The following is a 12,512-nucleotide window of genomic DNA, read 5'->3' on the forward strand; positions in this document are numbered from 1 at the left end:
TTCGCTTCGGGGTTCAAACACTGCGTTCTTGGCACATTACGATGCCGTCTGGGGAGGGCGGCAACCATCCCATCTCATCTGGTGATCTGTGATGTGTCGGCCGGGCACGCGAGTGATTCCTCTTGGCGGAAGAACCACTTGCATAATCCCGACCGGCCGCGATCACCAGTCGGCGCGGTCCTCCTAGGGATCGCGCCGACGCTGGGCTCGTAACTCCGGTCGGGCTACGCCCTCCCTACGTCACGAGCCCAGCGAAACTCTCTCACCTTGATTGACGCTGCCTTCCATCCTGATCGCCGCGCGACAAGACGATCACGTGCGCAATGGCCGCTTCGGTCGGCGGCCCGCTGAGTACGACGTGCTCCGGCGCATGCGCCTGCACGACAGTGCCGGAGTAGCGGCGGCAGATGTATTTCGGGCGGCGTGTGACCAGCACGCGCCATTGCGCCGGGATCACGTCAAGGCGCTTGCTGACGTCCTCGCCGATCTTCGTCATGGTCCGCAACCGCACGGGCAGAGCGTGCTCGCAGGCTCGATGATCCGTTCCACGCGCGGCAAATGGGCAGGCAAGCAGCCGCGATTGCGATGAGAACCTTGATCCGGTACGCTCCGCGATCGGCCCTTGATCACAGCCTCGGCTCTCTCCTGCGCCGCGTCCAGGATGCCTTGCGCGATCTCCACGTCTTCCAACGGTAAATGATACTGATCTGGCCGCAGCTTCTCGGATTTCGCGCCGAACCTGTCGCGCCGCAATTCGCCGAGGATGACCTCCAGCCGACGCTGCGCTTCCTCCGACGCCGCCAGCGCCCCCTGATGCTCGCTCAAGGCCGCCCGCGTTTGCGCCAAAAGGGCTTTCAGTTGTTCATTTTCGTCGCGCAGCGCCGCGATGCTCATGCGCTATTTCGAGCACATCGCCGCCGCGCGTGCCACGCTCAAAATAGCTGCCGAGTCATTCTGCCGCAGTTATCCCGCCGCCTGGGGGCGCCGTGCTTCTTCCGGGCGGACCAACCTCCAATCCAGCCCCTCGAACAGTGCCGCGAACATCGCCGGTGATATCCGCATCACGCCGTCTGCGATCGTTGGCCAAACGAACTTGCAACCTTCAAGACGCTTGTGCACCAACACCAGGCCCGTTCGATCCCAGACAAAAGTCTTGATCCGGTCCGCTCGTTTCGATCGGAACGCGAAGGCGCCTCCGCTGAATGGATCAAGACGAAGTATCTCCTGCACTTCGCCGTAAGCCCATCGTGGCGACAGTGGAAGTCGATCGGCCGGTTGCAATGTAACTCTTATCAGCAGCGGCCGCGATCATCGTGACGCTCGCACCTTGCGGATCACCCCGGACAGCTGCTCGCCATCTGTCGCCGTATCCGTCTGCAACACGACATCGTCGATTGCGGCGTCTCAAGCTTGATCGCGGAACTTGACACTCCTCCGACGCATCTCCCACGATCAGCGGCGCGAATGTCGGATGCGACTCGGATAAGTCGCCGAGAGTCTGTTATCCCGTGTCGCGGTGGCCGAGGGGCGCGCAAGCACGGAGCGACGCGCTAGCAGATCTACGATTGGCGACGGCAGTTTCGGGAGCGAGGCGTGTTGCCGCCGTGCGAGGCGGCTCTCAGCCTCCGAACGCACGCGGCGCCCCGAAGGTCCTCCAAGAACCTCCAGCCGGCTCACCGACCTCGCCGATGAGACGTCCAAATGGACATCCTTTTTGCCGTCTAATCCCATCTAAACCTCGATCCAAGCCGGACGCTTCTTCGCACAGCTATCCGCTCTCGCTAAGCGCTTACGCGCTCTCGTTCCGCATTCAACAAAAGCCTATAACGGCGTATACATCCGGGCCGCAGCCGGCACGCACTGTCAGCTATCATTTGCTACACGAGCCAACACGCAACATCGAGCGCCGCAGGCGCCTTCGTTCGCCTCGAATTCCGACGCCTGCGCGCCATGCTCGCACTATCTCTTCACAACCTGACACTACGTCAGGTTCGGCTCTGCTATCGTCGAGCTCTGTTGCACTTCAGGTACAGCAATTCGCGTAAGCGCTGATACAACGGCCACACTGGGGGCCATTAAAGAGAGTAACAACCGAAATGAAAAAGCAGTCACTCGTTTGCGCGAGCATTCTTGCGATGGCCGCTGCGACGTCCGCGTCTGCCGCAGATCTCGCCGCGCGTCCCGCATTTCCGAATACGCCGACGCCCAGCCCGGCTGTCATCGCGCTCTACGACTGGAGCGGCTTCTATGCCGGCGTCAATGGCGGCTGGGGCTCGAGCCATAACTCCTGGGATTTTCTCGGCTCTATCCCCGAGGGCTCTCACGACGCAACCGGCGGCACAGTAGGGGGCCAGATTGGATATCGTTGGCAATTCGGCAATACCGTGCTCGGACTCGAAGGGCTGGGCAACTGGGCCGATCTCAGCGGCTCAAACGTTAGCATTGCCAACCCGGGCACCACCAATCACACAAACATCGACGGTTTCGGCTTGCTGACCGGCCAGATTGGCTATTCGGCCGGCAACGTACTGCTCTACGCCAAAGCGGGCGCGGCTGTGGTAGGGAGCACTTATCGGATCACTAATTCGGCTGGCTTTCTGGGCGACGCGGATACCACACGTTGGGGAGGTACGGCCGGTGCCGGTCTTGAGATTAGCCTAACACCGAACTGGTCAGCTGGCATCGAGTACGACCACGTGTTCATGCCGGCTAGTGACGTTAGCTTCGCAACAGGACTAGGAAACGACCGCATTCGTCAGGACTTTGATCTCGTCACCGCCCGCCTCAACTACAAGTTTGGCTGGCCACTCGCGAGCAAATAAGGATCTCAGTTTCTCAATCAATGATCGAGGGCCCCGGCGCCTGCCGGGGCTCTTTGTCCAGGGTCATCGTCCTGTATCGCCGTCGGCCTTTCAATAGGTGTTATCAGCTCTCTTGATCCATGAGGGCTGCGTATAATTAGGCTCGCTTCGCCCGGCGATCACGGTCTGGCCTCCGACGAGTCCCTATATCGCCGCCTCAAGCTCGATGTTGGAAGCTTGATATTGCCACGGCGAGCCGTCCGGCATCGGCAACAGTGCGCATGCCAGCCGTATTCAAGCCGCGCTTAGTGAATGGCCTCCTGACCAAACCGCAACAGCGTCGCACCGGCTCGACGATTCTCCCTCGCTCGACGAGGGACTACCAACGCTGAGAGGTTTAATATTCCGCATGGTGGAGTATGTCACGTGCACCAGCCATATTCATGGACAAAGTGAAGGTGCGATCATGAATAACTCTGCCGACCCCTCACGTACTCTTCGAACGTTAGAAACGTTGGAATCCAACGTTCGCCTGTACTCGCGTCTCTTCCCAGCGTGCTTTAGTCATGCGCGCGGGCCCTTTCTGCTAAGCGAGACGGGCGAACGGTTCATCGACTTCTTTTCCGGGGCTGGAGCGCTCAATTACGGCCACAACAATCATCAGCTAAAGGCAGCTATTACAGAATATCTGGGATCTGATGCTGTCGTTCACGGCCTCGATATGGCCACTCCGGCCAAGGTCGACTTTATGGAGACTTTCAACTCAGTTATTCTTCGTGAGCGGGGCTTGGATTATCGATTTCAATTTACTGGACCTACAGGTGCCAATGGCGTTGAGGCGGCATTGAAGCTGGCGCGTAAAGTAACCGGGCGCCACAACATCATTTCATTCACACGTGGTTATCATGGCCTCAGTCTCGGCGCCGCGGCTGCGACCAGCAGTCGCTTTCTTCGCGAAGCCAGTGGAGTCCCCCTGTCCGGCGTCACGATAATGCCCTATGATGGTTATCTTGGAGATGAGATTGATACGGCGGAGCACCTGCGGAACATATTGCTGGACTCTAGCAGCGGCATCGATGCGCCAGCCGCCATTCTCCTTGAAACAGTACAGGGGGAGGGCGGCATCAACGTCGCTCAAAAGGAATGGCTACGATCCGTACAAGCCCTAGCGGCAGAGATTGGAGCCATATTTATCGTCGACGATATTCAGATGGGTTGCGGCCGTACTGGCGATTTCTTCAGCTTTGAGTTCGCCGAGTTGTCACCAGATGTCGTAATATTGTCGAAGTCCTTAAGTGGATATGGTCTGCCGTTATCCATGTTGTTGATCAAAGAGGCAATTGATATATGGGAACCGGGAGAGCACACGGGCACCTTTCGAGGAAATAACCTAGCGCTTGTCTCTGCAACTGCAGCTTTGAATATCTACTGGCGCACTGAGATCTTTTCGCAAAGCATTTATCGACTGGGAACGCTGATGCGTCACCGGCTTAATGCTATTGCGCGCGCGCATGGAGACCACTTCACTGTCCGCGGCCGCGGAATGGCGCTCGGCTTTGATTGCCGAAATACTCACCTCGCTGAGACTGCAGCACGCAAGGCGTACGATAGGGGCCTCATCATTGAACGATGCGGCCCGGCGGACGAGGTCATCAAATTCTTTCCTCCGCTAACGATCGACCCGGAGACGCTGACTAAGGGTTTGGACATCTTTGAAGATAGCTTAGCGGAAGCAGCCCCGCTCTGACATGACATCTGCATCGGGCCTCGCTGCCTCGGCGAGGCCTCACGCCAGACGCTTGATCACCGCGGCAGGCTAGCACCTGTTCCGCATCTCGCTGGTGCTACACTTCGAGTACCACGACCGTCTAACTCTTGTTTCTCCCTGAACATGTTCCAGCTTCAGTCGACTAGCTCCCTGGGGACGGGCCTAGTCGTCGGGCAGGTCGCCTACCCGCATCACACTGCGGCCCAGGTCAACCTGGACTCGGATACGGATACGCTAACCGCCCGCACTCACGGTGAGCCCGGCTACAGAACCAGTAGGCTAACGAAGGCCGTTTGCATGTTGGGCGCGCGGTAATTGGTTGCGCATCACTTGCCTGGCAGGCACCTGGCAGATCGTGCGTTCTGGCGTTGCGTAACTCAACTGCCCAGTAGCGGAATGCACTTATCGAAGGATCGGTCCGCTCGGCGATGGTCATCGTGACAAGCCATCTCAAGACTTCTACAAGGGAGGTGAAGTTGCCGCTGACGACTCATTTCCGCGGTGAGTAGCCGGCTCTCCCGACCTGCAGCGCGGTATATCGCCAATCAGGAGGTGATGGCTAGTGAGGTGCTTCCACCCCACTAGTGCGGAGCTCTGCATGGACCCTCTGAGCACAGTAAGAAGCGGCCTCAAGATCTCGCAATTCGTATGTCTTTGGCTTGGACCCGGTGAGCGCTAAAACAACAATCTTCTGCGCACTCCTCACGGGGTGGATGCCTTCCCGATGCAGAGCGGTAAGCGCGGCCTCCGCGTCATGCGTCAAATACCCCTCGGGGCTTTCATCCTGCTCGAGATCGATCCACATGATACCAAGCCTTCGTAAAACGTCTTCAGCATTACGTTTTTCGAAGACGCTTTGAAATGCAACCCGTGTTGCTGACGGGTTGATGACCACGCAAACCCCGCCTCCTGCGTCAGTCACCAAAGTACCGGCCATCTCATTCGGCAGTAACGATTTGCAGGAGATGGCTATTCTCCGGCCGGCAGCATAGTCGATTGCGCCATGGTGAAGCACTTTCGCCCCGCAGCGTGCTATCCGACTTGCGTTGGCATAGGAGACTGTCGGGAGCAGCCTTGCTTGCCTCACAATCCTCGGATCGGCGGAGTAGATGCCACAGACATCCGAGTAGACTTCGCAAACGCCACTTCCCACCATATCGGCGGCTATTACCGCAGTCAAATCCGAGCTATTGCGGCCGAGCATTGAGACCCGTCCACCTTCATCCAGACCCTGCGCTCCGGCAAGGATTACCACGCGGCCATAATCGAGCGCCTTTAGCAGCGGTTTGTTGTCGACCTCCTCGATGACCGTCCTACCTAGAACCAAGGATGTCTTGATTCCAATCGAATAGCCAAAGAGCGATGATGTCGGCACCGAGTGTCTTTGCAATGCTGCCTCAAGAAGTCCAGCGGAAATCATTTCTCCCGCTGTCAGGACGGTGTCCAAGGCAACGGTGCTGCAGATTTCATTCACAGAGAGCGCTAGAGACTTCAGTACGTCCGTCTGGCCGTGCATCGCGCTAACGACGACCACGACTTGCCGCGCGTCATTTGCAAGCCTATCTACTATATGTCTGGAGACAGCGCGGTACGCCTCCGCATCACGAAAGCTCGATCCCCCAAACTTCATTACTTTGATTGACATGCGCCGTGGCCCAACGTGCGAGATCACTTGCTTTAACTCACCCGGCGCCGCATTAGATCAGACGACGAGCCGCTTCGCGCGCTCGACATCCGGCTGCTTCTTGAGAGCTGCTCCTCGCGCTAGGCTTGTCATCGTCGCAGCAATAGCTGTACCACGAGATAGCTCACGATTAGCGCCGCCCGGCATCTCGCTGGCGGCTTGGGCGTGTTGCGGCAGCACAGGACGATGCACCTAAACAATGGCGCGCTAGTTGCCTGAGACCTCCATCCCGCGTTGTTCGATGTCGCCCATCTTGATTGTTGCGGTTGCCACAAAGGTCGATCGGGCCGCTAGTTCACACACCGCAGCGAGCTCCGTCGTACTGCATCACTACCTGAGATCATCAACAAGGGACATGAGCGGCATCCGGCGTACTGGCTTGGCACACCTCTTGCTGATGCTTCCACTGAACAGATCTCGGGAGGCCTCTTGCTCAGTCCGTTGAATGATGTCCGGCACGCCGCGTTGTTGCTGCCCGGTCTCCGGCACTTGCCGCCCCAGACCTGCGATGGAGCGACGTGTTTCGCCCGGTTCACTCGAACGGGCGACCCACTGCGCCGAGCCAGAATTTGGCCAAATACGGCCTTGCACGGAAGAGCTCGCCTCTGGGAACGCGTTCCCAAGATGGTGCTGCGACCGCAGCGGCAAGCGGAGCGTTGCAAAAAGCGCTCCGGACCCTATGCCACCCTCGGCGGGGACAGCACCAAGCGATTATATGCGCTCTACCTCAGCCCGGGCCCCGCCGGGACACAAAGCCCTCGCTTTTTTTCAGCTGGAGCGACCACCGCCGGTAAGCAGTCCGGTCCTGCGCCTGTTAACAATCGAGGCGCGCCAATCGTGTCAGGCCAAGAACGTATTGTGTGGAAAGGCCGGACGATGACACACGCCTGCGGCGTAGGTCGCCGCGACAACTTCGATGCGAAACCCGGCAAAAACTATGGCCTCTGGCAATCAGAACGCAGATTCTATTTGCCAACTGGACAGTTCATTGTCGTGGCGCCCTCGTCTCGGTTCACCAGAACCAGACTATCAACAGCAGGCCGCATCCTTGGCCTCCCCACAGGCGGCCATCAAACATTCTATGAAGATAGAGCGAGAGGGGACTCTGCGCCTGTAGGGCGGGAGATCGCCTTGCGCTTCCATATCCACAACCGTCTGCGTGCCGAACATCAATTGGTAACTCGCATACAGACGCCGTACATCAGCCGGGGAGAGACCTTACAATGAGCCTGGGATATCAGCAGAATGTTCGGCAATCGCAATCAGCCGTACTATCGCCGCGCCTGGCGAAGGCGATAAAGCTGCTGAAATTGTCTAATCTCGATCTGGCTGATTTCGTGGAGGAGGAGCTCGAGTGCAATCCATTGCTGGAGCGCGACATAGACATGCTGACGCAAGAGGATGCCGGAACAACGACCGACCTCTTCAGCGAAGCCAGCGGTCCGGACGACGCTAGTGATCTTGACAGCGACGCGTTCGACAATAGCCAACAAGACGGCTTGAGCGTAGACCCTGGCACTCGCCCCGAGCTCGACGCGGCGCCCAGCCCGGAGCTTGACGATCTTCATTCCGAGCCATTTGATGAGGACATTCCTCAGAATTCGGACCAAGATCGGCTGGACGTCGGCACAGAGGCGTCCCGCAGCCGATCTTGTCAGGAAGACTATAATCTAGAGGCGTGCGTACCGAAAGAGATCACCCTCCGCGATCATTTGACCGAGCAGCTCGGACTCGCGCTGACGTCGCCCACAAAGCGACTCATCGGACGCTATCTAATCGACCTCGTCGATGACGCCGGATACTTGCCGCAAGACCTAGGAAATGCCGCCAAACGGCTGGGGGCCTCGCAAACAGATGTTGATCTCGTTCTGGCAACATTGCAGACGTTTGACCCTCCTGGCGTCTTCGCTCGTTCTTTGAAAGAATGTTTCGCGATCCAGCTGCGCGAGCGCAACCGCTATGACCCAGCGATGCAGGCACTGGTTGAGAACCTCGCTCTTGTACCTGAGGGGGTTCCTGCCCTGCGCAGCGTTTGCGGAGAGAGCGATGAGGACATCGCCGATATGATTGCGGAACTTCGGTCACTCGACTCGAAGCCGGGACATAAGTTTGGTTCGGTGCGCCTGGAACTTTTGATCCCAGATGTCTTTGTTCGCCGGGGTCATCACCACAATTGGGTAGTCGAGCTGAACAGTGAAGCGTTTCCCAGCATTTCGCTGAATCAGGTTTATTATCGCGATTTCAAGGGCAAAATGCGCAACCGTAATGACAAGGCCTACCTGGCCAATAAGTGGTCTGATGCACGCTGGCTGGTAAGTTCACTTGAGAGACGTGCGAACACAATCTTGAAAGTTGCGAGCGAAATTGTGCGTCAGCAACATGACTTTTTCTCCTACGGCGTAGAGCATCTACGACCCCTCAATCTGAAAGCAGTGGCCGACGCCGCGGGGGTGCATGAGTCCACCGTTTCACGCGTAACGAACAACAAGTACATGGCCTCCAATCGTGGACGGTTCGAGCTCAAATACTTCTTCAAACCATCCATTGCTTCAGCCGTCGGCGAGACGGCTCACTCGGCAGAGGCTGTTCGCCACCGCATTAAGAGGCTCATCGACTCCGAGGCCCAAGCATCAGTGCTCTCAGATGACGCAATCGTCGAGCTATTGCGTTCCTCTGGGATCGATATAGCGCGCCGGACGGTCGCAAAATACCGTGGCAAAATGGGCATCCCTCCGTCCGTGGAGCGACGGCGCCAGAAGCAAGCTGCTCTCGGCTATGTTTCCTCAACGACTCCGCTCAATTCCCCAGACCGTACGGAGGCGGCTTGATCCTATTGAAGGATTTCGTTCACAGCGGCGGAGAAACGCATAGTTGAGCTGTCAGGCAGGACCATCAAGCTTGCTAGGCGCCGGGGATTGCCCCCAACCGCCTAAAGCCCTTAGATTGAAGACGGCCAATTGGGGCGTTAAGTCGCCCCGACGGCCGTTCTGCTAGGCTCAGGGGCAACGGCTGCATCCTTTCGCAGCCCCGATGGCCCCGCGTGAGCGTGATCCTCTCTCAGGCTGCTACGCGATTTTCATAAGCAAGAAATGGGTTGACTGGTTTAAGCAGGGCATCCGAAGCATCGATTGGAGCTCTGCCGCTAAATTGCTTGGTCAACCCTGCACTGATGAACCATAAGATGCCATCGGCGAGCATCCTGTGGGACGCTTGAACACTTCGTCTCACAAGATCGCCGTGTTGATGCCTAGGCCGCTCCTCGACGGGTAGATACCGCGCCTCAAATGCTGAGAAACGAAGAGACGTTCGATCCAATTGACGCAAGCTCCGCTGCCAGCACCCTGCCGGGGCATGGTGTAGCTGACGGTAGGTTACCTGCGATTTTCCGGCAGGCGGGTCGGAAGGCATCAGCCTGCCACGTCGGGCAGACCGACGATGAATTCATCGCTTAATGGCGCGATGCTTTCCGGCGTCATGTAGCGGGCGCCTGGACCGCACATTCGTCGTTCTGCTCGACAGGGTCGCATCGATTAGGTCGGCGATTGCGTCTCCGTTAGGGAAGATGCCGACGACCTCGGATCGCCGCTTGATCTTGCCGTTGAGGCGCTCGATCGGATTGGTAACCGGTATTTGAGTTTCTCGGTGCCGATGTCCCGCTGCGATATTCAAGATAGTGGCGTATGGTGCAACCATCGGGAGAGAGGCACCGGGAGCACCAAGGTGCGGGCAGGCCGATGCATACGATCAGCCACGAGCTCGGGTTAGTAGCTGGCCGCCTCTGCGACCAGCCCGGTTGCGCTGAGAGCGCGCATCCGTAGTTGTCGTGTCGCCCGTAGCTCCCGTCATGTGGTCTGATTTGGCAGGAGGTGCAAGTGCGACGGGTGATTGACATCGACGTCCGAACCTCGGAGAGGTGGTGGTTTGGGAGGATGGCAGCCTCCGACATGCGGGCCGTATTGATATAGACGCGGACTGCGTTGGACGGTTTTGGCAAGACCCTGCTGGCCAGTGATGCGGTGGTGGTCGAAGCGACCGCGAACAGAGTGGCGGTGTCGCCGGTTCTGGCGTCGTTCGTGGCACGCGTGATTGTCGCCAATTCGCATCAGGTGAAGGCGATCGCCCAGGCTCAAGTCGAGACCGACAAGATCGATGCCGGCACACTCGCGTGTCTGCAGGCGCCCGCGGCACCTGCCGCAGATCCGGACGCCTGACGCAGAGACGGAACGCAAGCGTCGGCTAGCGGCGCGGCGCTACCAGGTCGTGCGGCATCGCGCGGCTCAAGAACGAGGTGCAATCGATCCTGCACGCGCACCTGATCCCGAAGTGCTCCAGGCCTGCTCGCGGTCCCCGAGATCGTCCGCGCCACTTGTCGGGCCAAGCGCGCGTCCGCCGGGTTTCAGCAACGGTGCGCTTGATCTAACACCAGGCAGTACGATTATTGTTAGTTTTGCGCCAGCTGCCCATGTTAGATGTCCAACGATGGCAGCATGGGCGCTGCAACTGCTGCCGCGCATACCGTCATGGACCGCCTACATGCGGCAAGAGCCTCTCCCTCATAGCGCCAGGACCTATCTCAGGAGATTGAGCGTCACTCTCAAGCTTCTGGGCAACGGCCCAAATGTTCTGCGGCCGAGGCAATGCTGCGAGCAGGAGCATAGTCTCTCCCACACTCCTACATCACCAGAACCAAAACGGCAGAGCAACCTAGTCGGCAGTTGGTCCCGTTGTCATAAGGCGCGGCACGCTACTTGCTTAACGGCCAATGAGAATAGATGCATTGGTCTCTCGCGAGAACAGGTGCTCGATGACTTTTGTCAGGATACTTCTGCCAACACTTTGGCGCCGAGGCGCTGCAATCGCAAGCGGCGGTGCATCTTATATCCGAAGTAGCGACATGAGCTCTCGCTTGGATTCCATGCGAGCGGCCACAGCTGCCCCCACTAGCGCCGTGTCCGCTTTCACCGCCGTAGATCTCATCCAAACCGACCGGCGCACTTGCTCGACCGCTTTGCGCCGAGCGGTGCGCCTGACGGCGAATGACGGTCACCACCACCTTTCACTCTTCTTCCAACCTGCGTCGCTCGGACATGCGATAATGACGCCTTGCGTTGAGCAACGGCAAGCTGACAGTGCACCAAAGTCCGCAATCTTGTCGCGCCGCGATCGCACTTTTCATGGAGCACAAGCGAGCGCATCAAGTGAGATACGCAATTGTATGGCATACCGACGGCTTTTTACCTTCTTTCGCAATCTTACATTGTTCTACAGCGCCCTTGCGTGCGGCATGAGCTTCGCTGGCTGAGTGCGTACTTTTTGTTAGCTTTTGAAGACGCCGGAGTTCGACACATGGCAACAGGTATCGTGAAATGGTTCAACGCAAGAAAGGGATATGGCTTCATCAGACCGGATGACGGAGGTCCGGACGTATTCGTACACGCCAGCGCGGTCGCAAAAGCCGGAAGAAGCGACTTAGCCGAAGGCATACGAATTTGCTACGAGCTCAGGACCAGTGCGGCAGGCCGAACCTTTGCAGAGGACCTCAGCATCCCCTAGACCCTTTGTCCGCCCTGTGAGGTGACGGGCGGCCCCGCGGCAAGCTCCTATCGAGGGTTGCGCCGGATGGTCCGGCGCCGAACCCCAAGCATGGGGAGCGGGCCTGATGAACCATAGCATTTTCGTAGGGCTGGATGTACACAAGGCAACGATTTCGGTTGCGATGGCCCAAGGAGTGCGCGGCGAGGAAGTTCGCAACTTAGGGATCATCCTAATCGCGCCGACCAATCAACAAGCGGGCAAAGAGCCCAGGTCAAGCTGTGCATCCTCTATCACCCCTTGTCGGCGGCCAGCAAAGCCGGGGTGATCGTCACCACCGCCATTGCACGCGAGATGGTCGGCTGCCTGTGGGCGACGCTCTTCAAGTAAGAACTCGGCCCGGCCGCGTGTGAAGAGCGCTGGTCGAGCGTATCGGTGCCAGGGCGGGAGGCAGGGCGCGGTGGGGACTCCTCGTATGAGCCGGCATTGTCGACGCTCGCTCGCAGATCTCGCCGCAAGTCCAGCACGGGACCTATTTGACGCTGGATCGAACGAAGCCACGTCTTGTGAGCGTGTAACTATGGGGGCTTGATCTAGGCTGTAGCGCGGCAATCTGGGTAGGAAGTGCGCGGCAATCAGGATGGCGAGGCGTGTCGCGGCCTGATGATGATTGCCGCGATGATTGTCGCGCGCAAGAGTTTTGTTGAACTCTGATTGTCGCGCAGCG

General features: G+C 58.4%; 9 protein-coding genes and 1 pseudogene. 5 read left to right on the forward strand and 5 right to left on the reverse strand.

The annotated features are described in order from the left end of the window. Window positions 1-262: 262 nt before the first annotated feature. From L6637_RS41480 to tnpB, 3 genes are all read right to left on the reverse strand, one after another. Window positions 263-496: an IS66 family transposase zinc-finger binding domain-containing protein gene (locus L6637_RS41480; RefSeq protein WP_232995632.1), complete on the reverse strand. Its 234-nt coding sequence runs from the start codon at window positions 494-496 to the stop codon at window positions 263-265. Then, on the reverse strand, window positions 493-894 hold the full coding sequence (locus tag L6637_RS41485) for a transposase (protein WP_232995633.1): 402 nt from the start codon (window positions 892-894) through the stop codon (window positions 493-495). Before L6637_RS41485 ends, L6637_RS41480 begins: the two co-directional genes overlap by 4 nt. Before the next feature lie 69 nt (window positions 895-963). After that, window positions 964-1,230 (reverse strand): IS66 family insertion sequence element accessory protein TnpB, encoded by a 267-nt coding sequence (gene tnpB / locus L6637_RS42990; protein WP_367401008.1) that lies wholly within the window; start codon window positions 1,228-1,230, stop codon window positions 964-966. Window positions 1,231-2,096: 866 nt separating this feature from the next. On the opposite strand from tnpB, the gene L6637_RS41490 reads away from it, so the two are divergent. After that, a complete protein-coding gene (locus L6637_RS41490) occupies window positions 2,097-2,822 on the forward strand; it encodes an outer membrane protein (protein ID WP_128955124.1) in 726 nt (241 codons plus the stop codon). A gap of 445 nt (window positions 2,823-3,267) precedes the next feature. Further along, complete coding sequence (gene ectB, locus L6637_RS41495; protein WP_128929879.1) at window positions 3,268-4,548, forward strand: diaminobutyrate--2-oxoglutarate transaminase; 1,281 nt, start codon at window positions 3,268-3,270, stop codon at window positions 4,546-4,548. A gap of 580 nt (window positions 4,549-5,128) precedes the next feature. Here the strand turns inward: ectB and L6637_RS41500 are convergent. Then, window positions 5,129-6,214: an amino acid kinase family protein gene (locus L6637_RS41500; RefSeq protein WP_128955125.1), complete on the reverse strand. Its 1,086-nt coding sequence runs from the start codon at window positions 6,212-6,214 to the stop codon at window positions 5,129-5,131. 1,262 nt (window positions 6,215-7,476) lie between these two features. On the opposite strand from L6637_RS41500, the gene rpoN reads away from it, so the two are divergent. Beyond that, a complete protein-coding gene (gene rpoN, locus L6637_RS41505) occupies window positions 7,477-9,081 on the forward strand; it encodes an RNA polymerase factor sigma-54 (protein WP_128929881.1) in 1,605 nt (534 codons plus the stop codon). A gap of 579 nt (window positions 9,082-9,660) precedes the next feature. On the opposite strand, the pseudogene L6637_RS41510 reads toward rpoN, so the two are convergent. Continuing rightward, a pseudogene (locus tag L6637_RS41510) lies at window positions 9,661-9,922 on the reverse strand (transposase); the annotation flags it as partial. Window positions 9,923-10,230: 308 nt separating this feature from the next. On the opposite strand from L6637_RS41510, the gene L6637_RS41515 reads away from it, so the two are divergent. After that, window positions 10,231-10,464, forward strand: a complete 234-nt coding sequence (locus tag L6637_RS41515; RefSeq protein WP_232995634.1) for a hypothetical protein — start codon at window positions 10,231-10,233, stop codon at window positions 10,462-10,464. 1,135 nt (window positions 10,465-11,599) lie between these two features. Then, entirely contained in the window at window positions 11,600-11,806 is a 207-nt protein-coding gene (locus tag L6637_RS41520; protein WP_128929882.1) for a cold-shock protein, read from the forward strand. The last annotated feature ends 706 nt before the right edge of the window (window positions 11,807-12,512 follow it).

It is taken from the genome of Bradyrhizobium zhengyangense, from assembly GCF_022012435.1.
Lineage (GTDB): Bacteria > Pseudomonadota > Alphaproteobacteria > Rhizobiales > Xanthobacteraceae > Bradyrhizobium > Bradyrhizobium zhengyangense.